The 19,230-nt window shown below is 65.9% G+C and carries 23 protein-coding genes; 8 read left to right on the plus strand and 15 right to left on the minus strand.

Annotated elements, in window-relative coordinates; all coding sequences use genetic code 11:
- Nucleotides 1-13: 13 nt before the first annotated feature.
- Nucleotides 14-673 (minus strand): alanyl-tRNA editing protein, encoded by a 660-nt coding sequence (locus tag QZM35_RS28210; RefSeq protein WP_301777263.1) that lies wholly within the window; start codon nt 671-673, stop codon nt 14-16.
- Between the two features lie 36 nt (nt 674-709).
- The gene (locus QZM35_RS28215; RefSeq protein ID WP_301777321.1) at nt 710-1,729 is read right to left on the minus strand and encodes a sterol desaturase family protein; all 1,020 of its coding nucleotides are present in this window, start codon (nt 1,727-1,729) and stop codon (nt 710-712) included.
- A gap of 94 nt (nt 1,730-1,823) precedes the next feature.
- Between QZM35_RS28215 and QZM35_RS28220 the strand changes: the two genes are divergently transcribed.
- Both QZM35_RS28220 and QZM35_RS28225 read left to right on the plus strand, forming a co-directional pair.
- Nucleotides 1,824-2,870 (plus strand): AraC family transcriptional regulator, encoded by a 1,047-nt coding sequence (locus QZM35_RS28220; RefSeq protein WP_089431975.1) that lies wholly within the window; start codon nt 1,824-1,826, stop codon nt 2,868-2,870.
- Nucleotides 2,871-2,944: 74 nt separating this feature from the next.
- On the plus strand, nt 2,945-3,250 hold the full coding sequence (locus QZM35_RS28225) for a hypothetical protein (RefSeq protein WP_089429198.1): 306 nt from the start codon (nt 2,945-2,947) through the stop codon (nt 3,248-3,250).
- A gap of 35 nt (nt 3,251-3,285) precedes the next feature.
- Here QZM35_RS28225 and QZM35_RS28230 read toward each other — a convergent pair whose 3' ends face one another.
- Nucleotides 3,286-3,582, minus strand: coding sequence for a hypothetical protein (locus QZM35_RS28230; protein ID WP_301777264.1), 297 nt, complete (start codon nt 3,580-3,582; stop codon nt 3,286-3,288).
- Between the two features lie 485 nt (nt 3,583-4,067).
- On the opposite strand from QZM35_RS28230, the gene QZM35_RS28235 reads away from it, so the two are divergent.
- Nucleotides 4,068-5,642, plus strand: a complete 1,575-nt coding sequence (locus QZM35_RS28235; protein WP_179255288.1) for an EAL domain-containing protein — start codon at nt 4,068-4,070, stop codon at nt 5,640-5,642.
- Between the two features lie 89 nt (nt 5,643-5,731).
- Here QZM35_RS28235 and QZM35_RS28240 read toward each other — a convergent pair whose 3' ends face one another.
- The 10 genes from QZM35_RS28240 to QZM35_RS28285 form a co-directional block, all read right to left on the minus strand.
- Nucleotides 5,732-6,025 (minus strand): hypothetical protein, encoded by a 294-nt coding sequence (locus tag QZM35_RS28240; RefSeq protein ID WP_143329858.1) that lies wholly within the window; start codon nt 6,023-6,025, stop codon nt 5,732-5,734.
- 67 nt (nt 6,026-6,092) lie between these two features.
- Nucleotides 6,093-6,299, minus strand: coding sequence for a hypothetical protein (locus tag QZM35_RS28245; RefSeq protein ID WP_089428587.1), 207 nt, complete (start codon nt 6,297-6,299; stop codon nt 6,093-6,095).
- A gap of 9 nt (nt 6,300-6,308) precedes the next feature.
- Nucleotides 6,309-6,521, minus strand: coding sequence for a 30S ribosomal protein S21 (gene rpsU / locus QZM35_RS28250; RefSeq protein ID WP_006754722.1), 213 nt, complete (start codon nt 6,519-6,521; stop codon nt 6,309-6,311).
- A 33-nt stretch (nt 6,522-6,554) separates the two neighbouring features.
- Nucleotides 6,555-6,764: a hypothetical protein gene (locus QZM35_RS28255; RefSeq protein WP_089428588.1), complete on the minus strand. Its 210-nt coding sequence runs from the start codon at nt 6,762-6,764 to the stop codon at nt 6,555-6,557.
- A gap of 47 nt (nt 6,765-6,811) precedes the next feature.
- On the minus strand, nt 6,812-7,090 hold the full coding sequence (locus QZM35_RS28260) for a hypothetical protein (RefSeq protein WP_089428589.1): 279 nt from the start codon (nt 7,088-7,090) through the stop codon (nt 6,812-6,814).
- Between the two features lie 402 nt (nt 7,091-7,492).
- On the minus strand, nt 7,493-7,648 hold the full coding sequence (locus QZM35_RS28265) for a hypothetical protein (RefSeq protein ID WP_174975490.1): 156 nt from the start codon (nt 7,646-7,648) through the stop codon (nt 7,493-7,495).
- 233 nt (nt 7,649-7,881) lie between these two features.
- Nucleotides 7,882-8,085 (minus strand): cold-shock protein, encoded by a 204-nt coding sequence (locus QZM35_RS28270; protein WP_089428591.1) that lies wholly within the window; start codon nt 8,083-8,085, stop codon nt 7,882-7,884.
- Between the two features lie 273 nt (nt 8,086-8,358).
- Entirely contained in the window at nt 8,359-8,643 is a 285-nt protein-coding gene (locus tag QZM35_RS28275) for a hypothetical protein (protein ID WP_089429199.1), read from the minus strand.
- Nucleotides 8,644-8,950: 307 nt separating this feature from the next.
- Nucleotides 8,951-9,868, minus strand: a complete 918-nt coding sequence (locus tag QZM35_RS28280; RefSeq protein WP_301777265.1) for a hypothetical protein — start codon at nt 9,866-9,868, stop codon at nt 8,951-8,953.
- A gap of 151 nt (nt 9,869-10,019) precedes the next feature.
- The gene (locus tag QZM35_RS28285; protein ID WP_301777266.1) at nt 10,020-10,466 is read right to left on the minus strand and encodes a DUF6396 domain-containing protein; all 447 of its coding nucleotides are present in this window, start codon (nt 10,464-10,466) and stop codon (nt 10,020-10,022) included.
- An 81-nt stretch (nt 10,467-10,547) separates the two neighbouring features.
- Here QZM35_RS28285 and QZM35_RS28290 point away from each other — a divergent pair, with 81 nt between their 5' ends.
- The 4 genes from QZM35_RS28290 to QZM35_RS28305 all read left to right on the plus strand — a co-directional run bounded on the left by QZM35_RS28290 (nt 10,548) and on the right by QZM35_RS28305 (nt 15,294).
- Nucleotides 10,548-10,967 carry a hypothetical protein gene (locus QZM35_RS28290; RefSeq protein WP_367620798.1) on the plus strand — a complete coding sequence of 140 codons (420 nt, stop codon included), beginning with the start codon at nt 10,548-10,550 and terminating at the stop codon, nt 10,965-10,967.
- A gap of 140 nt (nt 10,968-11,107) precedes the next feature.
- On the plus strand, nt 11,108-13,492 hold the full coding sequence (locus tag QZM35_RS28295; protein WP_301777267.1) for a DNA polymerase II: 2,385 nt from the start codon (nt 11,108-11,110) through the stop codon (nt 13,490-13,492).
- An 87-nt stretch (nt 13,493-13,579) separates the two neighbouring features.
- Complete coding sequence (locus tag QZM35_RS28300) at nt 13,580-14,695, plus strand: J domain-containing protein (RefSeq protein WP_301777268.1); 1,116 nt, start codon at nt 13,580-13,582, stop codon at nt 14,693-14,695.
- 275 nt (nt 14,696-14,970) lie between these two features.
- Nucleotides 14,971-15,294: a DUF4148 domain-containing protein gene (locus tag QZM35_RS28305; RefSeq protein ID WP_301777269.1), complete on the plus strand. Its 324-nt coding sequence runs from the start codon at nt 14,971-14,973 to the stop codon at nt 15,292-15,294.
- Between the two features lie 109 nt (nt 15,295-15,403).
- Here QZM35_RS28305 and QZM35_RS28310 read toward each other — a convergent pair whose 3' ends face one another.
- Nucleotides 15,404-16,780 carry a pectin acetylesterase-family hydrolase gene (locus tag QZM35_RS28310; RefSeq protein ID WP_089428597.1) on the minus strand — a complete coding sequence of 459 codons (1,377 nt, stop codon included), beginning with the start codon at nt 16,778-16,780 and terminating at the stop codon, nt 15,404-15,406.
- 66 nt (nt 16,781-16,846) lie between these two features.
- Nucleotides 16,847-17,563 (minus strand): phospholipase C accessory protein PlcR, encoded by a 717-nt coding sequence (plcR, locus tag QZM35_RS28315; protein ID WP_301777270.1) that lies wholly within the window; start codon nt 17,561-17,563, stop codon nt 16,847-16,849.
- Nucleotides 17,564-17,993: 430 nt separating this feature from the next.
- Between plcR and QZM35_RS28320 the strand changes: the two genes are divergently transcribed.
- On the plus strand, nt 17,994-19,220 hold the full coding sequence (locus tag QZM35_RS28320) for an amino acid deaminase/aldolase (RefSeq protein WP_301777271.1): 1,227 nt from the start codon (nt 17,994-17,996) through the stop codon (nt 19,218-19,220).
- Nucleotides 19,221-19,230 lie beyond the last annotated feature (10 nt).

Raw genomic sequence — 19,230 nt, forward strand, 5'->3', positions numbered from 1 at the left:
CCCGCTCACCCCGCTACCCGCCGGCGCTCTCCGGCTCGACCAGCATCACCTCGATCCGCTCCTTGCCTTTCCCGGTATTCCTGCGCTTGAGCGTCAGCATGCCGATCTCGCCGGTCGACGCCGGATGCGTGCCGCCGCACGCCATCGTCGCGAAGCCGTCGACCCGCCAGAATCGGCGTTGCGCATCGACATCGCTGAAATCGGTCACGATGCGCAGGTCGCGCTTCGACAGGTCGGCCGCGGCCGATTCGATCTCGGGAAACAGCGGCGCCACGCTCGTGTCGCTCACGAAATCGATGCGCGCCTTGTCCGGCCCGATATGCGCGCCGATGCGCTCGATGCCGGGCCTGAGCCGATAGACCAGCTGCAGCACCATTTCGGCCGCGAAGTGCAGACGCATCAGCCGGTACCGCCGCGCCCAGTCGATGCGCCAGGTCACGCGATCGCCGACGCTCAGCGCATGATCGTGCGGCAGCGTATAGACGATGTCGAGGCCCTGCTTGTCGGCCTGGATGACCGGATAGCCGCCCAGCGACCCCGCGTCGCTTTGCTGCCCGCCGGAAAACGCAAAGAAGATGGTGGCGTCCACCCGCACGCGATCGCCGTCGACGTGGCTGACGACGGTATCCAGCGTCGTCCGGTAGGGATCGTCCCAGAATACTTTCTTCGTCATTGCCCGCCGCGCCTTTCGCCGAGGAAAGCACGCAGGTTAGCCGGATCGCGTACCCGCGGCTTGTACGATCTTGCGCCCTGACGCCGACGCCCCTTCATCAGGCATGGCACGCGATGCCGTCGCGGCCTCCTCCTCGCCCTTGCGCTCGACACTCCACGTATGGATCGGCCGATGCCCCGGCCGCTCCCACTCGGGCGGCATCCACAGGTGTTTCAGCCGCTGCAGGGCGGGCCCGGGTGCGAGCACGTCACGCCACATGTCGACGAATTCGTGCAGGTTCAGCACCAGGAAGTTATACGAACGAATCTGCTGCGTGATCCCGTAGTCGACCGGCTCCGTTTCCTCGACATACGTGCCGAACAGGCGATCGAAGATGATCAGCACGCCGCCGTAGTTCTTGTCGATGTAACGCGGATTGCGGCCATGATGCGCGCGATGGTTCGACGGCGTATCGAACACGTACTCGAACCAGCGCGGCAGCCGCCCGATCGCTTCGGTATGCACGAAGTACTGGTACGCGAGATCGACCGCAAGCAGGAACAGCACGACGGCCGGCGGGATGCCGAGCCACACCGGCGGCAGGTAGAACACGAACACGCCGACGAACGCGTTCAGCAGCGACTGCCGCATCGCCGTCGTGAAGTTCATCACTTCGCCGCTGTGATGCGGGACGTGCGCGGCCCAGAACCAGCGCACGCGATGCGACGTGCGATGAAACCAGTAGTAGCAGAACTCCACGACGACGAAGATCGGCACGATCGTGAAGCCGTTCACCGGCACGTCGAACAGCCGGTGCCGGTAGACCCACGCGAAGATCGCGCCCGTGAACAGGAGCCCCATCACGGTCTCGGCCACCTGATAGCCTGCGCCGAGCGACAGGTTCGCGACGATCTCCTTCCAGCGAAACGGCTCGCGGCGGCCGCGCCCGGTCATCACCGCATATTCGATCGCGAACGCGATCAGGAAGACCGGCGTCATGCCGATCAGGAGCACCTGCTTCCAGTCCACGTCGTTACCCAGGAACGCATGGAGCCACGTCATCAACTCGGTCGGCATGTTCGCGGCCTCGATCAAGAACTGACCGGCAGTATGGTCGCGCACGGGTCGCCGCGCGTTGACACTTGCCGACGATTACTTGACACTTTCCGCCATGCCCGCCGCCTCCCCGCTATCGACGCAGCGCGTCTACTACTCGAGCACCTACGTGCGGCTGCTGTTCGACTATCTGTCCGAGCAGGGCAAGGATGCCGCGCGCGTGCTCGGCGAGGCGCGACCGCCCGAGGACGATCGCGGGCTCACGCTGTATGCGAGCGCTCACTGGCGGCGCCTGCTCGAATGCGCGGTGCGCGCGCTCGACGATCCGCTGCTCGGCCTGCACGTCGGCCAGCGAATCACGCCCGCCCATCTCGGTGCGCTCGGCTATGCGCTCCATGCGTGCCGCGATGCCGGCGCCGCACTCGCGCGCTGGCAGCAATACGAACACCTGATCGCGAACGTCGCGCGCATGGAGGTGCGGGTCGAGGCGACGTCGGTCGCGATCGAATGGCACGACGCGCCCGAGCCGCTCGGCCCGCTCGTCGACGAAGTGGCGCTGACGGCCATCGTCCAGTTCGCACGCAACATCACCGGCACGCATCACGGGCCCGACGAGGTCTGCTTCGTGCATCCGTCGCCCGGCGACGAGCAACCGTACATCGACTATTTCGGCTGCCCGGTGCGATTCGGCCAGCCGGTGAACCGCCTCGCGTTCCCGCTGCATCTGCTCATGCAGCCGCTGCGCCAACCGGATGACGCACTGCTGCAGATGATGGAACGCCAGGCGAGCGCGCTGCTTGCCGAGCTGCGGCAGACGGACGATCTCGAACAGTCGGTGCGCGAAGCCGTCGCGCGCCTGCTGACGCAGGGCGAAGCGAGCCTCGAACAGATCGCCGCGGACCTGCATGTGTCGTCGCGCACGCTGCATCGACGGCTTGCCGAACTCGGGCTCAACTTCCGGATACTGCGCGAGGACACGCGGCGGCGGCTCGCGATCGACCACCTGAACGATCCGCGGCTGACGCTTGCGGAAGTCGCCTGGTTGCTCGGCTATTCGGAACACAGCGCCTTTACGCGCGCCTTCCGGCGCTGGACCGGCGAATCGCCGCAGCAGTGGCGCAGCCGGCAACCTGCGCGGGCAGCGAACGTCGCGCGCGGCTGAGCGCGGCGCGCAAGCGTGCCGCCGACGAACTCGCGTCCGCCCGCGCGGTCGAACGAGCATCGCCGGAGAATCCCATGAAACGCGTTGCCCCTGTTGCTCTCCTGACCCTGCTGGCCGCCGTCAGTTTGCCGGCCGCCGCCGGTGCGCCGTCCGGCAGCGCCGAACCGGCGCCCGTTCAAGTGCACGCAAAAAACTGCGTGCCGTCCCGCGACGCCACGCCCGACGCGCGCTCGCCGTCAAAGGCGCCGCCGATCCGCGTATGCGTCAGCGATGCCAATACGCAACTGAACCTGCCGTGGTTCCTGACCGATGTGCTCACCGCGGTGGACACGCATCAATCGGGCGGTGATTTGCTGCGCAAGATGCGCAACGATTTCTGAAGCGCTGCCCGCGCGACGCGCCGGCACCGTATCGTTCACTCATCTCCTGACGCCTGCAGCACCTGCACGAACGTGCCGACCATGCCGGCCCATATCGCGGGATCGGCAATGCTGCACAGCAGCGCGAGCAACTCCTTTCGTTCACCTTTCGAAAGCGGGCCACGTTCACCGCTGATGGTGTTGTAGCGCGGCGTGCCGCGCGCAGCGAGCGCGCGGTTGAGCGAGTAGTTGCTGGCTTTCCCGTTCACGGCAATCCGGATCCACAGCGAACCGCCATCGGCCGCGGCTGCGCCATCGGTCACGATGACCGTGGGCGCGGTATTTTCTTCCATCCCGAAGCTCCGGCGAGACGTGCGACCGTAGCGCGCGGCGACCGATCACAGGCCGTCGGCAGGTCGACGAAGACAGCATCCCGAAAGAATGTTTCTTGTCGAGACACAATGACAAAACTACACCAATAGTTGAATAACAATATTTCGTAATCTCTCATCACATCTTATACTTGCCGCGCACCATCCTCGTGCCAAGAGACGGTGTTTTTTTGTCCCGGCCGCAAGACCATGCGGCCGGGGTTTTTTCGGTGTGCTACGTCTATGTACAGGTGCTGCATGCACATGTTCATAAAGGCAAGCCTCCGGGATAATTGGCCGATTGCGCCGGGTCCGCCGCACATTCCCGTCGCGACCGTAGCATCGATCGCATTGCGATCCCGGCACGCACCGCGCATGGCCCGAACCCGGCATGACGCAGCGCCGGGGGTGTATCGACCGGTTCGACTCGCCTCTCCATACACACAACACCCAAGGCGACCGCGGGAATGTCAGCGTTCACGCCAGGCTCGAAGGCCGTTTTCCAGCGCAGCGGCGCATGGCCGCGGGTCGCCTTTTTCGCCGCCGTAATCGTTTGCGTGCTCGTGCCGGCATTCGCGATCGCGCTTGCCGACCGCTACGCGCGCGATACCGTCACCGAGCATGAACGCGTCATCGCGAACGACATCGTGGCCTCGGTGGATCGCATCCTGGACGGTGCGCGCCTGCGGCATGTGGACGAACTGACCGCGCTCGTCGGGCGGCCATGCCCGGCGGTATTCCGGACGCTCGCCGAGATCGGCACACGCCTGCGCTATCTGCGCGCCGTCGCGCTGGTGCACGAGGGCCGCGTCATGTGCTCGTCGGCGCTGGGGGCGATCGACCTGCCGCTCGGCGCATATACCCACGAGCCGGAACCGGGCTCGACGCTCGTCACGCTGCTGCGCCAGACGCCGTTCCAGCAAGGCATCCCGGTGCTGCCCGTGTTTTACGCGACCGCACCCGGCGCAGGGGTGCTCTACCTGATCGAAGGCGACTACGTGGCCGACGCGCTCGCGCATGGCGCCCGCTACGGGACGGAAACCGCGACGCTGTCGATCGCGGGTTCGGGCCATCTCGACCAGCACGGGAAATTCACGCCGGAGTCGGCCACGGAGCCGGTCGTTGGAAGCACGATCGTGTCACCCCGCTGGCCGTTCACGGTGCGGGTTGCCGCATCCACGCACTATGCGTCGCAGGTCCGGCAGCACTATCGGCTGATCGCCATCACGATCGTGCTGCTGGCGGACGGCCTCGTGATGGCGGCCTACCTGCTCGCGATGGCGCCGCGCCGGCTGCTGCTGAAGGCCGTGCGCAACGCGCTCAGGCGCGACGAGCTCCATGTCGTGTACCAGCCGATCGTCGATGTGGAGACGCGCAGGACCGTCGGCGTCGAGGCGCTGTTGCGCTGGCAGCACCCCAAGTGGGGGGCCATCAGCCCGGCCGTGTTCATCCCGCAGGTCGAATCGAGCGCGGTGCTGCCGAAAGTGACCGAATTCGTGCTGCGGACAGCCGTGGCGGAACTGTCCGCGCTGACGCCGTGCGCGCCGCTGCGCATCGCCGTCAACATCGCGCCGAAGGATCTCGAGCGCACGGGGTTCGTGTCCGTCGTCGAGGAGGCGATCCGCGCGCTGCCGCCGGGCTTTACGCTGGTGCTCGAAGTCACCGAGCGCATCCTGCTCGAGAAGAATGCGCGCACCACCGCGATGTTCCATGCGCTGCGAGCGAAAGGCGCGAAGTTCGCGATCGACGATTTCGGCACGCATCACAGCAATCTCGACTTGCTGTCACGCTTTCCGTTCGACTACGTGAAGATCGATCGCCAGTTCGTCTCGCAACTGAACGGCGGCAGTGCCGGGTTGATCGAAGGGATCGCGTCCGTGGCGCATCACTACGACCTGAAGATCATCGCGGAAGGCGTGGAAACGGAAGCGCAGCATCGCGCGCTGCATACGGTCGGGATTCAGTATGCGCAGGGGTATCTGTATCAGCGGCCGCAGCGGCTGGAGCATTTGAAACAGGATTTTGCGTGGGTAGCGGTGTAGCGGCGTAGTCGCATGCACGATCCCGCCTGACTGACGCCGGCTCGACGCCGACCGGCACCCGCGTGCCGCCCGTGCGAGCGCGGCCACGCTCAGACATGCTCCCGCAGGTAGCGGATGCACTTCATCCGCAAACTCAACCGGTCTGCCAGCGCATCCCGTGGCGCGCCCGTCCCCGTCGATTCAGCGTCGTCGACCGGGCGGGCCGCCTTCGCGATCTGAAGGGAAGCATGACCTATCCAGACACGATCGCGCCAATCGCATTTCGCACGATGGATAACCAGCCAGCCTTGCAGCGATTCGACGAGTTGAAACGACGACAGCCACTCGTGCGTCTTCCGTTGCGTCACGAGTTGCAATACAACGAGGAAATAGAGCAGATCCACGTACTTCGTCGTGACACGCATGGTTCGCCCTTGGGTTGTCGATGCTCGCGAGCGCGTCGTCGTCAGCTCATCCCTGGACGCTGAGCGCCTTCTCCAGCGCGGCAATCAACTTGAACGCATCGTCGCGTCCGATCAGAAAACCGCGGCTGGTGTACTCGCATCCGAACGCATAGAAGCTCGGCAGCAGCGTCACCATGTCCGTCTGCCGATCGAGATCGACCTGGCATTTGGTCAGCGGGAAAAACGGCGGCGCCTCGGCCGGCATGGTGTACATGATGCCCTCCTAGTACATTTTGCGCGGCGGCAACATGCGCTTCGCGCGCAAGCGCTGTCTGGCCACGGCGCTCGCCTTTTTCCGCTTGCGTTCCGTCGTGGGCTTTTCATAGCCCGTGCGACTGCGCAACTCCCGAATCAGCCCGGTTTTCTCGATATCGCGCCGAAATCGTCGCAGCGCGACATCGATCGGTTCGTTGACCTTCAGCGTAACGGTTGTCATGGTGATCCTGTTTTCGAATGGTTGAACGGCACACTAGCCGAGTCGTGTCATGACGGCACTCGCGATCTCATCGGACTCGAACTCCGAATATCCGGCTCCGATCGACAACGCGCGTACCGCCACGAACATTTGCAGCTCCTGCTGATGGCACCGCGCCGAATCGCCGATTCCGGTGGGCAGGACCGCGTCGGTCCTGATGACCTCATGCCGCCTGATCAGGCCAAGCAGTTCATCGATGATCATTTCGTCCTCCGAATTGACAACACATCGCGTTGCCTTGGCGGTTTGCCTCAAGGCGTGCCGGAAAAGAAGCCTTGTTTGTCGCGATTGTCGTCGATGATGTTTTCCGCGTAGCGCAGCGAAGCACGACGTGCATCGCCCGCACTGCCGAACGGGGCGTTGTCGCGCAACCTGAAAGTCTGGCTGTGCGTCAGCGTATCGCCGCGCAGGCAAATCTTGACTGCCGCATCGAAACCGGCATCGTAGTTGTGCGGGCTGCCATCCAGCGCCGGCGCGTGAGGGTAAATCAGTGGATAGATCTCGAATCCACGGTAGATATGCATGCTCATGACAAGCTCCTGGCGTCCGGCCGCGACGAATCGCACGGGCGAACAGGGCCGGCCAGCATCCCCGTTACGGGGCGGGCCAGTGAGGTGAAAGGGACAACGTTGCAGCGCGGAGGCGGGGCGATGCAGCAAACGGGTAGGTGGAGGAGCGAGCGACCGGCTTACCAGGGTCGATCGGATGAACCCATCATACGCGCATCATTTGCCGAGCGCCCAACTTATTCCGGATGACGCACAAAACCCATGGACGCGCCGCAGGTGCACGATGTCGGGTTGCGAGGTGTCGCGCGGAGCGCGTCGCCTGGTCCCGACGAAGACGGTCGCGATCGGGCCGGCGTCGCCAGAATCGCTCTCCTGGCGAAGCAGCCGGTTGCCGCCTCTCGACTGACGGAATGATCCGGATCGCTATTGCGGAGCCGGCGTGCGCTTTTTCGGACCCGATTGCGTATCCAGGGCCGGCTTCGGCGGCACCCAGTTCAGTGCCGTGCCGAGCTTGGGCAGCACCACGGCCGGCTTGACGCGCGGCGGCGCCTTGTTGCTGCGTGACTGACTTCGGGTCATGCGATTCTCCTGCTGCGCGGTGTACACGATCCGATGAGCGCTGCTCGTCCGATCGTGTACATGCTACGAAAGCGGTTGGCGCGCAGGTGTACACGCGGGCTCGACATCCCGATGCGCAACGGCTGGCCCTGCCGGGCCTGCATCGGCACACGTGGCGCCCGCGACGGCGGCACGTAGCGCAAGAAGCGGCGATTGCGCGCCGCTCCGTGAACGAGGCGGACAGCTCCGGGCGATTACAGCGGGGTGATGTTCGATGCCTGCAGGCCTTTGGGGCCGCTCTTCGTTTCGTAGCTGACTTTCTGGCCTTCGGCGAGGGTCTTGAAGCCGTCGCCGCGAATCTCGGAGAAGTGCGCGAACAGATCGTCGCCGCCCTTGTCGGGCGTGATGAAGCCGAAGCCCTTGCCATCGTTGAACCACTTGACGGTACCGGTATCCATGTTAGATCTCCTGAAAATGAACGTGCGTAACGCACCCTGACGGGTTCGGGAAAGAATCAAGGAGGGGGAGGACAACGAATACCGCAGGCTACGGTCGATGATGAGCAGCAATCGCGCTTCTTGAATACTTCACCGACCGACAGTACGTGCCATCACAGAGCGTGTCAAGCGCTTTCGGCGCAAGGGCGGACTGCGCCGCCGCCGTCCGGGCGTCACCGATCGACGATCCGACGGGACGCGCATTCGTCGACCACGGCCATCCCTGCGGCGACATCAGAGGGTGGCCAGCAAACACAGTTGATGCTCGGTCTCGGTTCCATTGATCAGCGCAAAGAACCCGGTCTCCCGACGCTCGACCACCGAAAGGCCCTCGGCGGCGGAGAAGACGTTCCACGCAACGTCATCGACATGCGCGAACCCTCCACGCGCGCGCGCGAACGCGCGCAACATCGGGCTCGCTTCGCGGCGGAGCACCAGGCGGTCCGCATTCAATACATAGGGGGGCCAGCCGGCACGAAGGACGAGGTAGCAGGGAATGGAGCTGCGATCGATTTTCATGGGGACGCCGTTTCGTCCGGATCCGGTTCGTGCAAGCCAGGGCACTGCCTGCTTCAAAGTCGACGACACATCCACCATGCCGACCCGGGGCATCGATGCCCCCGCACGCCCCAACGCCCGGACGATGTCACGCCTGAATGCGAGGACTGTTCCATGGAACCGGCGACAAGGCTAGCCCCACTATACGCGCTGCCGCCGTCGCGCACACCTTCGCGGCGACCCGGCAGGAAGGAACCCGTGCGATTCAGTTTGTCATGGTTCCGATTCGATCCGGCCCCTCAAACGACTCGCGCGCGACAACCTGAAGCTACGGCGACGGCATGCCCTGCGGGGTTTCAACCGTGACGCGGCTCACGGACGCGTAGAACACGCGGAACCACACCCAACAAGCCACAAAGGCACTGCCAAGAACAACGATCGCCATCATTCCGGACAACACGCCCGCCCCCAGCATGCCGCCAAGCAACTGCACCGCCAAATAGAACACCACCGAAGTGGATGCCATCGCCGCGAGCGACGCGCCCAGCAGACGCCAGCCATGCAGTCGCACGAGGTCGCGAGGCAGGCCGAGTCGCGTTCCCGCAAAGACCAATGCCGCGGGAACGGCAACCGCGCCAACGTAGCCGAACATCATGCGCGCGAGGTCGTCGTCAAAATAGTCGAGCAACATCGGCACCGTCGTCGTCATCAAGAGCAGACATACGCTGGCGAACAGCCACGCCGCGAGCCCGGCAACGGGCCGCGCCGCGCGACCGCGCGGCGCCTCGGGGAGCGCATCGTGGCGAAACATGCGCGTGACGAGCCGCCATGCAAACCAGGCTACGAGCGCATAAAGGGCGGCGCTCACCGGCGCGATGAGGTTCACGATGACCGTCAGATGGGTGCCATTTCTGGCCAGACTCAGCAGCACCACCTGGACGATGAATATCTGTGCGATCTGCCAGACCAGCAGGCATAACGCATAGCTCGCGAGCAGCCTCGCGGGGCGACGGAACGCAAGCTGATCGCGATGCTCCCCGTGCCATCGGACAATCAGATAAACCAGGCCCGTTCGAAATACCAGGTTCTGGATGAAACTGGCCAGTTGCAACGCCAGCATCTGCGTGTCCATCGAGAACCTCGTCCACTGCGCGTAGAGGCCGGACAGAAACAGCGCCGTGATGATGAACGCTGCGACGAGTGCGGCGGCACCGGGTAACGAGACGGGCCGAGTGGGTGAATTCATGTGGACTCCGGGGTCGATGAAGTTGTCAGTTGTACGGCGCCGGACCTGCCGGCCTGTTCTTGAGAAACCGGCACTGCGTATCGTCAGGGTGTCGCGCACTTTATGCCGGGTTGCAGTCAGGTCTGATCGATCTGCGCGACCGTATCCAACCTCAAACGGGATGCGACGTCTGCTGGTGGGTCAGTCTCATGAGGCCTTGTCCGCCGATCCCGAAAGCGGCAGCCCCCGCCGCGGGATCGAGATCCCTGGCTTTCGCCATCTTGTTGATGAGTTCGTCCGAAGGCTTCAGCGGCGGTGTCGCCGCATGCCGATCCTTTTTCCATTGGAATGTGCCGTCCCATGGGGGATGCTTTGCGGGTGGCAGTGGAACGATCTTGTCGATGTCGGGAACCTGCGGGTGACGGCCATCGCGCGCGTAACGAAACAAGCTGTCAGCTTGTGGATCGAGTGGCGGCAAGGTGTCCGCTTGATGCGTGCAGGTGAATACCAGATTGGCGCGCACGGCACTCGTGTCGGGCAATGACGTCGCCAAGGGCTCCCGTTTCGTGCACGCACACGACAGAACAGCCAACACGACAACCCAGAGGTATCGGTTCATGGCTCAATCGCGACCACCAGACAGTGCGCAACCATGGCGTCTCTCTCAGAATGATATTGTTCTTGATCGGCGATTCTACGAATGATGATTCCGTGGCGTCAATCGGGCGCCATTCAAATCATCGAACGCCTGGATTTGCCGCTCGTATTCGTGAATGCCGCCAGCGATCCCCCCTGCCGCACCACGACGTCCGGAGTGCTTTCGATGCCCACCGCCCTGCTGCTCCGCGCACCCCGTTCACACCTGTACCCCGGCAGCATCGTCACGCTCGACCACGACGCGCCGCGCTCCGGGAAGCCGCACCCGGCCGTGGTCGAGTTCGCCGATGGATCAGGCGCGACCGCGACGCTCGTGCGCATCGATGGCGAAGCGCTCGAACTCGCCGTCGACGCATACGTGACGCAAAAACGGCACGCGGTAGCGGCGCGACGCTGGTTGCTCAAACCTTCCGGTACAGCGCGCACCGAATGGCGCGTCGCGCAACGGCTCGCCGTTGCCTGATTCCGCGCGGGACGGCGGGCACTCACCGAATGCACACCGGGGGCGAGCGAGACGCGCACAATGTCGTGCATGCCATTCCGGCAAGCCCCCCGCCCAAGCGCTAAAATCCGCCGCCTGGGCATCCACCACGAGCAAGCGTTTTGACGGCGTTCGAGCAGGGTTTCATCCTCACCCGCCACTGGCGGGACACCGCATCCGGCATCGAGATCGAGTTCTGGCTGGCAACCGAACACGGTCCGCGCCGCGTACGGTTGCGCCCGCAGGAAGCCGTCGCGTTCATTCCGGCCGAACAGCAGGCCCTCGCCGAACGCGCGCTGGCCGGCGAGCGCGAGGCCGAGTTGCGCCCGCTCGCGCTGCGCGACTTCCGGCAGCGTCCGGTCGTCGGCCTCTATTGCAAGCGCTATCGCCATCTGTCCGGGCTACAGAAGCGTCTCGCGGCAGCCGGCGTCGACGTCTACGAAGCCGACGTGCAGCCGCCCGACCGCTACGCGATGGAGCGCTTCATCACCGCGTGCGTGCAGTTTCGCGGGCAGCCCGGCCCCGACGGCACGCTGGCCAGCGCCGAGCTGAAAACCGCCGACGGCTATCGCCCGGCGCTGCGCTGCGTGTCGCTCGACATCGAAACCAGCGTGCACGGCGAGCTGTATTCGATCGCGCTCGAAGGCTGCGGGCAACGGCAGGTCTACATGCTCGGGCCGCCGAACGGAGGCGACGGTGACGACGCAAACGCCGTCGACTTCAACCTCGACTACTGTGACAGCCGGCCCGCGATGCTCGCGCGGCTCAACGAATGGTTCGACGAACACGATCCCGATGCGGTGATCGGCTGGAACCTCGTGCAGTTCGACCTGCGCATCCTGCATGCCCATTCGGAGCAATACGGCGTCCCGCTGAAACTCGGCCGCGGCGGCAGCGTGCTCGACTGGCGCGCGCACGGCCAGCAGCCCGACCACTTCTTCGCGGGTGCGGCCGGCCGGCTGATCCTCGACGGCATCGACATGCTGAAATCCGCGACGTGGACGTTCCCGTCGTTCAGCCTCGAATACGTGTCGCAGGCGCTGCTCGGCGAAGGCAAGTCGATCGACAACCCGTACCAGCGGATGGACGAAATCCAGCGCCGCTTCGATCACGACAAGCCGGCGCTCGCGCGCTACAACCTGAAGGACTGCGAGCTCGTCACGCGCATCTTCGACAAGGCCGACCTGCTGTCCTTCGCGCTCGAACGCGCGAGCGTGACCGGTCTCGCGGCCGATCGCACCGGCGGGTCGGTCGCAGCCTTCACGCATCTGTACCTGCCGCGCATGCACCGGCTCGGCTATGTCGCGCCGAACCTCGGCGACGTGACAGGGCAGAACAGCCCCGGCGGCTTCGTGATGGATTCGCGCCCCGGGCTGTACGACTCGGTGCTCGTGTTCGACTACAAGAGCCTCTATCCGTCGATCATCCGCACCTTCCTGATCGATCCGGTCGGGCTGATCGAAGGGCTCGCGCATCCCGGCGACGACGCGTCGGTACCCGGCTTTCTCGGCGCACGCTTCTCGCGTACCGCGCACTGCCTGCCCGATATCGTGCGCCGCGTGTGGGAAGGGCGCGACGACGCGAAGCGGCAGCGCAACGCGCCGCTGTCGCAGGCGCTGAAGATCATCATGAATTCGTTCTACGGCGTGCTCGGCTCGACGGGCTGCCGCTTCTTCGATCCGCGCCTCGCGTCGTCGATCACGATGCGCGGCCACGAGATCATGCACCGCACGCGCGAGCTGATCGAAGCGCAGGGTTACGAAGTGATCTACGGCGATACCGATTCGACGTTCGTGTGGCTCGGCCGCGCGCACGACGACGACGCAGCCGGCACCAAGGGCCGCGCACTCGTCGAGCACGTGAACCGCTGGTGGCGAACGCACCTGCGCGAAACCTTCGGGCTCGAGAGCGCGCTGGAGCTGCAATACGAGCGGCACTACCGCCGCTTCCTGATGCCGACCGTGCGCGGCGCGGAGGAAGGCAGCAAAAAGCGCTACGCGGGGCTCGCGGCGGCGGCCGACGGCGGCGAGGACCTCGTCTTCAAGGGGCTCGAAACGGTGCGCACCGACTGGACGCCGCTCGCGCAGCAGTTCCAGCGCGAGTTGTACCGGCGCGTGTTCAGCCGCGAGCCGTACCAGGATTTCATCCGCGACACCGTGCGGCGCACGCTGGCCGGCGAATTCGACGACCAGCTCGTCTACCGCAAGCGCGTGCGCCGGCCGCTGCGCGAGTACGAGCGCAACGTGCCGCCGCACGTGCGCGCGGCGCGGATCGCCGACGAGTTCAACCAGGCACAGGGCCGGCCGCTGCAGTATCAGCGCGGCGGCTGGATCAGCTACGTGATGACGACGGCCGGCCCCGAGCCGCTTGAAACGATGCGTTCGCCGATCGACTATGCGTTCTACCTGAGCCGCCAGTTGCAGCCCGTGGCCGACGCGATCCTGCCGTTCCTGCGCGACGACTTCGAGCGCGTGATCTCCGGGCAGGGGCAGTTGTTCCTGGAGTAGCCGCGCCACGTCGGGCAAGGAAGACACGGCGGGCCGGTTAAAATACCGCGCTGCTGCGCGTCCTGCCGCAGCCGAAGGAGATTCATCATGACCGCACGTCGCGGAACAGCGGTCGCCATCGCGCCCGGCCACGAGGCAGCCAGCCTGTCGAACGCCCAGAAAGCATTCAATACGCTCGTCCAGCAGATCGAGAAGCGGCGCGAGCGGCTCGGCGCGTGGGAAGCCGCGATGCCGGCCTTCCAGAAGAAATTCGTCGACGAGCTGTTGCCGCTCGAGCAGACGTCGACCGCGCTGCGGATCCGGTTGCTCAATCAGCTCGACGACGCGTATCTGCAGAAAGGCTTGAGCAAGGCGGAACAGCACACCCTGTCCGGGATGATCGCCAACATGGCGCGCGACTTGCTCGACTTCAGCGACGACGCGCAGCTGAAGGCCATCCACGCCCGGCACGGCGCCGCCGATCACGGCAGCAACGCAGCAGCCGAGCCGGAGCCGGAGCCGACGCCGGAATCGACGCCCGGCGTGACGAAGGAAGACGATCTCGACGCGCTGTCGCCCGAGGAGCTCATGGCACGCATGCAGGCCGAACTGGACGCGCAGTTCGAGCGGGACATGGCCCAGCACGCGGCCCGCGAGGCACAGCGCGCCAAGCGCAAGAAAGCGCCCCGCCAATCGGCCGCGCTGGCGAAGCGCGAAGCCGAGCAGGCCGAAGCGAGCCGGTCGATCCGCGAGGTCTACCGGAAGCTGGCGAGCGCGCTGCACCCCGATCGCGAAACCGATCCCCAGGAACAGGAACGCAAGACCGTGCTGATGCAGCGGGTCAACCACGCTTACGCGAACGGCAAGCTCCTGCAACTGCTGGAGCTGCAACTGGAGATCGAACAGATCGACCGGCACGCGATCAACGGCCTCGGCGAGGATCGGCTCGCGCGCTACAACGGCATCCTGGAAGATCAGCTTCGCGAGCTGGACCAGGAGATCCAGGACGTCGAGACCGGTTTCCGGCGGACTTACGGGATCGCGCCGTCGGTCAAGGTCGCGCCCGATACCATCATGCGCATGCTCACGCGCGACATCGCCGGCACGCAGCGCAGCATCCACGACCTGAACCTGACGCTGCGCGAGTTCGACGATCCGGCGAACGTCAAGGAATGGCTGAAGGACATGAAGCGCCAGCGGGCTTTTCCGCGTTTCGACGACTAGCCGTGCCCGGCAGGCATGCGTCTGCCCGCCGGGCATCGCGTGCATAGCCGGTCTGACGGAACGGCGGCGTGCCCCGCATCGATCGGCATTCCACGCGAATCAACCCACCCAGAACCGGGCACCAAGGACGCCGTATTTCCCCCACTGTCACGGATTCAGGAACACTGTTGGACAGGAATCGGCATTTATCCGGCCGATCCGGGTTCCTAAACTTGTCTCGTCGGTTCAGCCAGCCACCATCGCGCCGAACCGCAACGAAACCGTCTGAGGAAACCGTGAAATCCATCATCGTCACCATCGCCACCGTCGCCGCTACCGCCACCGCCCTCCTCGCCGCACCGGCCGTGTCGTACGCGCAGTCGTCGCACTCGACGCTCACGCGTGCACAGGTGCGCCAGGAATTGTTCGACCTCGAATCGGTCGGCTACGAGCTGATCGCCGCTGATGGCGACAACTATCCAGGTGACATCGTCGCCGCGCAGGAACGCCTGGCTGCCAAGCGGCTGGCCGAGCGCAAGAGCGCCGAAGCGGCCTACGGGTCGAACGGTGTGCCCGGCACGGATTCAGGCGCGCCGGCGGTTGCGGTGGTGAAGCCGTAACGTAACGCCGCTCCTCCGCACGGCCACGCATCGACGCAGGCGAGCGGCCACGACACCCGGCCGCCGCACTGCGCCGCGCTCGCCCGCTCGGGCGAACCGCCGCCTCCCTTCACGCCCGATGCCCCGAGATCGGCCCCGCTTCGCCGGTCAGGTTGAAGATGCTGTCGATCCACGCGAGAAACGTCGAGAACGTGAAATCCGACCCCTGCTGCGTGCGGAATGCCTTCATCACCGGCGTCTCAGCCGGGTCCTGCTGGTTCAGCAGGTTGTCGACGAAGGTGCCGATATTCGCGTCGATGCCGTGCTCGTGGATCCCCGACCCGGTGAAGCTGACCGCCGTCACCTGATGGTTGGCGATGAAGTCGTTGCGCGCCCACGGCATGAAGTAGCCGAAGTTCGGCAACGGATTCAGCGTCTGCTTCAGCCCGTCCAGCTCCTGCTCGAACATCGCGAGCGACAGTGAATCCTTCGTCGCGTCGTCGGGCGCCGCGATCACGGCCGGCACGAACGCGCGATAGTGATACGCGGCAATGATCTTGTCGCGCTGGTAGCTTGAGAAGCCGAAGCGGTCGTGCGGGAATGTCGCCGACAGCGCCGCGTACGCGCTCCCCATGTTGCCCGGATCGAAATGGCGGGTCAGCCGGCTGTTCACGGTGATCATCCCGTCGGGGCCCGTCATCCCCCACTCGGTGCGCACGCGGTCGTACAGGCCGACCGACGGATGCGTGGCCGCGTCCGCATCGAACGGCGTGTTGAAGACCGTGCCGGCGTCGTCGAGCAGCGAACTATGCGCCTGCGGCTGCAGCGTGTTGCGCAGCGTCGCGTAGTTCGCGAGCGTGCCGTAGCCGCCCGCGCTCATCCCGTACACGAGCAGCCGGTTCGGCTTGCCGAAGCCGTGCGACGTCAGCCACTGCGCGACGGCCTGGATGTTCTTCAGCCCGCTGTAGTGCTGCAATCGCCAGTCGCCGCTCGGCGACGTGTAGTTGCGCACCGCGCTGCCCATGTGGATATCTCCGGTGCAATAGGGCACGAAAACCTGTGTCCACTGCTGCGTCTCGACCTTCGGTTCGCCGACGAGAATATGCGCGAGATCCATCCGCGTGAGCAGCGGCGACAGGAACGACGACAACAGGCTCTGGTTCGCGGTGCCGTTCATGTAGTTGTGCGGGATGCCGTCCGGGTTGAAGCCGCCGAGGCCGGCCTCGGCGCCGGTCGACGTCTGCGTGCAGGTGCCGTAGTCCCAGCACGCGCCGCCCGGCTCCATCATGTACAGCAGGTTGTCCGACTGCGCGCGATTGACGTAGAAGCGCATCGGCGTGCCGTTGCCGCACGATGCACCGGTGCTCTCCGGCAACGTCACTTCGTACCACGAATAATAGGGAATCGCCGGATCCGGCATCGTCGTATCGGCGGCGTGACCGTTCAGTGCCGCGCAACCGAGCAGCGTGGCAACGGCCGCGCGCAGCAAGCTTCGTGCTGTGGACATCTCCCCTCCTTGTCGATGGACATGACGCGGCCGCCGGGCTTCGCCTCGGCGTCGCGGATTCGGCGCTCAGTGCACGCCGGACGATGAAGCGCCGTCGAACAGCTGGACCCGCAACGCCTGCAGGCGCTGCGCGATTGCGGCTTGTTGCTGGTCGGGATCGGGAATGCTCGCCTGAACCTGCCGGACGACGTCGCGGCTCTGCTGTTCGTACGAGAGATAGCGCGGGTCCTGCGCCGGCGACGGGCCGACCGTCTGCCGCGCATAGGCGTCCCATTGCGCTCGCATCGACCGGATCGCCGCGCCGCGCGTCGCGGGATCGGCTTCGGTATCGGTGAGCAGCGCCGCGCTCAGCGCCTCGGCCTGCACCGGCACGATCTCGTTGCGCGCGACATGGTCGGGGAGTTCGTCGAGAATCCGGTGCGCGAGCGCGGCGCGCTCGGCTTGCGGCATGCTGTTGCGGCGATTCCCATACGCGGCAACCTCGTCGCGAAAGCGCGCGAACGCGACGATGCGCTGCACTTCGGCATCCGCGTCGGGGCGCCTCGCGAGGCTGCGGCGCAGCGCGTCGACGTCGAGCCGCCGCTCCTCGGGGCCGGGCGCCGCAGCACCGCTGCCGAACGTATCGGCTGTGGCTGGCTGCGCGCTCGCCATCGTGGTCGCTGCTGTGCCGGACGACGCGGCTTGCGCCGGTGTCGCCGCTTCATATCGCCAGACTGCAACGACGACCACGCCGATCGCCGCGATCGCGCCCGTGTGCCGCCAGCGTGCCCTGTTCTTCTTCACGTCGCCTCCTCGTCACGTCATGCCGTTCTTCGCCGGTGCATCCGCGAGTAGGTTCTAGGTCGAATCCGGCATCCCGTCAAAAGCGGCACTAGAACGCCGGCACTAAACCTGCTCGCAGCGGCCACGTCCCGCCAGACGTTTGAAACGCATTACGTGGTCGCTCGACCAAGCGCGCCATGTCGCGCGTCACGCCCGTCCGGCGGCGGTTCGGGCCGATACGTACCGTGTGCGCCGCGACACCAAGCAAGCGGCGATCCAGCCGCACGGCGCGCGGTGGTCACACATCGGCGTGACCGATACGGATGGCCGGATAAGACCCGTCGAACGACCCGCTGAGCGCTTGGTCGTGATTTTGGCCAGTCCTATGCTGGTTTCCGACACGCGCCGAACGGTCGGCGCGACGCCCACCCCACCCAGCCGAGCCCGTTCCATGAGCCGTGCAGACCTTCCGCATCGCGCACCCGCCGCCGTCCACGACTATCCGACCTATCGCGACGCGCTCGCGGGCCGCCGGCTACCTGCCGCCTTCGTCGACCTCGACTGCCTCGACGCGAACCTCGCCGACCTGAAGCGCCGCGCACGCGGCCTGCCGATCCGGCTTGCGACGAAGTCGGTGCGCTCGCGCGAACTGATCGGCGCGGTGCTCGCCGCCGGCCCGTTCATGCAGGGGCTGCTGTGCTACTCGGCCGCGGAAGCCGCGTGGCTCGCGGACGGTGGGTTCGACGACATCGTCGTCGCGTATCCGGCCGTCGAGCCCGACGACCTGCGCGCGGTGGCCGCCCAGCTCCGGCGCGGCCGCTCGATCACGCTGATGGTCGACGCCGCCGTACAGGTCGACGCGATCGACCGCGTCGCCCACGACGAACGCGTGACGATCCCGCTCGCGATCGATCTCGACATGTCGTCCGCGTATCCGGGCCTGTACTTCGGCATGTACCGCTCGCCGGTGCGCGACGCGGCCGGCGCACTCGCGCTCGCGAACCACATCGGCGAGCGACAGCACGTGCGGCTCGACGGGCTGATGGGCTACGAAGGACAGATCGCCGGCGTGGCCGACACGGCGCCTGGCAGCAGCGCCCGCAACGCGCTGGTGCGGCACCTGAAGCGCCGCTCGGCGCGCGAGATCAACGCGCGCCGCCAGGCGGCCGTGCAAGCGCTCGCGGCGGCGGGCCACGCGCTGCGCTTCGTGAACGGCGGCGGCACCGGCAGCATCGAGAGCACGCTCGGCGACGCGTCGGTCACCGAGCTTGCGGCCGGCTCCGGCCTCTACGCGCCGGCGCTGTTCGATCACTACGCGGCGTTTCGCGCGCAGCCGGCCGCCGGCTTCGCGCTGCCGGTCGTGCGGATTCCGCAACCGGGCATCGTGACCTGTTCGGGCGGCGGCTATGTCGCATCGGGGCCGGCCGGCAAGAGCCGCCTGCCGCGGCCGTGGCTGCCGGCCGGCTGCACACTGATCGACAACGAAGGCGCGGGCGAGGTGCAGACGCCCGTGCGCGTGCCGCGCGGCGTCGCACCGGCGATCGGCGATCCGATCCTGTTCCGACACGCGAAGGCCGGTGAACTGTGCGAGCGCTTCAACACGCTGCTGCTGATCCGCGGCGGCCGCGTGGTCGGCGAGGCGCTCACTTATCGCGGCGAAGGCAAGAGCTTTTTCTAGCGGGCCGCGC

Origin of the sequence: Burkholderia sp. AU45274 (genome assembly GCF_030482505.1) — a bacterium.
Taxonomy (GTDB): Bacteria; Pseudomonadota; Gammaproteobacteria; order Burkholderiales; family Burkholderiaceae; genus Burkholderia.

Excerpts from the sequence above, each read along its gene's own strand:
- QZM35_RS28265 (WP_174975490.1), bottom strand. The coding sequence starts at position 7,648 with ATGACCCGAAGTCAGTCACGCAGCAACAAGGCGCCGCCGCGCGTCAAG.
- QZM35_RS28245 (WP_089428587.1), bottom strand. The coding sequence starts at position 6,299 with ATGTACACCATGCCGGCCGAGGCGCCGCCGTTTTTCCCGCTGACCAAA.
- QZM35_RS28220 (WP_089431975.1), top strand. The coding sequence starts at position 1,824 with ATGCCCGCCGCCTCCCCGCTATCGACGCAGCGCGTCTACTACTCGAGC.
- QZM35_RS28290 (WP_367620798.1), top strand. The coding sequence starts at position 10,548 with ATGATGATTCCGTGGCGTCAATCGGGCGCCATTCAAATCATCGAACGC.
- rpsU (WP_006754722.1), bottom strand. The coding sequence starts at position 6,521 with ATGACAACCGTTACGCTGAAGGTCAACGAACCGATCGATGTCGCGCTG.
- QZM35_RS28270 (WP_089428591.1), bottom strand. The coding sequence starts at position 8,085 with ATGGATACCGGTACCGTCAAGTGGTTCAACGATGGCAAGGGCTTCGGC.
- QZM35_RS28285 (WP_301777266.1), bottom strand. The coding sequence starts at position 10,466 with ATGAACCGATACCTCTGGGTTGTCGTGTTGGCTGTTCTGTCGTGTGCG.
- QZM35_RS28235 (WP_179255288.1), top strand. The coding sequence starts at position 4,068 with ATGTCAGCGTTCACGCCAGGCTCGAAGGCCGTTTTCCAGCGCAGCGGC.
- QZM35_RS28215 (WP_301777321.1), bottom strand. The coding sequence starts at position 1,729 with ATGCCGACCGAGTTGATGACGTGGCTCCATGCGTTCCTGGGTAACGAC.
- QZM35_RS28210 (WP_301777263.1), bottom strand. The coding sequence starts at position 673 with ATGACGAAGAAAGTATTCTGGGACGATCCCTACCGGACGACGCTGGAT.
- QZM35_RS28225 (WP_089429198.1), top strand. The coding sequence starts at position 2,945 with ATGAAACGCGTTGCCCCTGTTGCTCTCCTGACCCTGCTGGCCGCCGTC.
- QZM35_RS28255 (WP_089428588.1), bottom strand. The coding sequence starts at position 6,764 with ATGATCATCGATGAACTGCTTGGCCTGATCAGGCGGCATGAGGTCATC.
- QZM35_RS28280 (WP_301777265.1), bottom strand. The coding sequence starts at position 9,868 with ATGAATTCACCCACTCGGCCCGTCTCGTTACCCGGTGCCGCCGCACTC.
- QZM35_RS28260 (WP_089428589.1), bottom strand. The coding sequence starts at position 7,090 with ATGAGCATGCATATCTACCGTGGATTCGAGATCTATCCACTGATTTAC.
- QZM35_RS28320 (WP_301777271.1), top strand. The coding sequence starts at position 17,994 with ATGAGCCGTGCAGACCTTCCGCATCGCGCACCCGCCGCCGTCCACGAC.
- QZM35_RS28230 (WP_301777264.1), bottom strand. The coding sequence starts at position 3,582 with ATGGAAGAAAATACCGCGCCCACGGTCATCGTGACCGATGGCGCAGCC.
- QZM35_RS28275 (WP_089429199.1), bottom strand. The coding sequence starts at position 8,643 with ATGAAAATCGATCGCAGCTCCATTCCCTGCTACCTCGTCCTTCGTGCC.
- QZM35_RS28300 (WP_301777268.1), top strand. The coding sequence starts at position 13,580 with ATGACCGCACGTCGCGGAACAGCGGTCGCCATCGCGCCCGGCCACGAG.
- QZM35_RS28310 (WP_089428597.1), bottom strand. The coding sequence starts at position 16,780 with ATGTCCACAGCACGAAGCTTGCTGCGCGCGGCCGTTGCCACGCTGCTC.